Here is a 545-nt window from a genome sequence, read left to right as displayed (position 1 = left end):
TCTCAATCTGGCTTACACGGGCGCCTGTACCGATATCCCCGCGGATGGCGACGTATCGATGTTGAATTCCTCGCCAGACGAAGTGCAATGAGCTGCGGCTATAGGCTTGCGCAGCCTTAGGGATGGTCTGAAAAAGACTTCCCAAATCTGGTGAAATACGCTGACCCCGTTGCCCGAGTATCCCGATGAAGCAAATGACCTTCGCCGACGCCGAGTACGCCGGCAAGCGCAAGCAGACCCGCAAAGAGTTGTTCCTGATCGAGATGGATCAGGTGGTGCCGTGGAAGGGTTTGATTGCCCTGATCGAGCCGCACTACCCCAAGGGTGAAGGTGGTCGTCCGGCGTATCAGCTGATGGCGATGCTGCGCGTACATTTTGCGGATTCCACGCTGACTCGGACACCCATTCCACGCGCATCCGGACAGTGATTCCACGCTGATCCGGACACTCATTCCACGAGCATCCGGACACCGACTCCACGGTCATCCGGACACTTTTCTGGCAGGCAGCCACGCAGGATTTATTCACTACCATCGATCTCTTTT

At 56.5% G+C, this 545-nt stretch carries 1 pseudogene; it reads left to right on the top strand.

Annotated elements, in window-relative coordinates:
* Positions 1-185: 185 nt before the first annotated feature.
* Positions 186-374 (top strand): annotated as a pseudogene (locus A9513_RS15835) (IS5/IS1182 family transposase); the annotation flags it as partial.
* Positions 375-545 lie beyond the last annotated feature (171 nt).

Source organism: Pseudomonas sp. AU12215, from assembly GCF_001675465.2.
Lineage (GTDB): Bacteria > Pseudomonadota > Gammaproteobacteria > Pseudomonadales > Pseudomonadaceae > Pseudomonas > Pseudomonas nitroreducens.
Note: the sequence above shows the minus strand (reverse complement) of the source record. Positions and strands in the feature narration are given on the sequence as shown.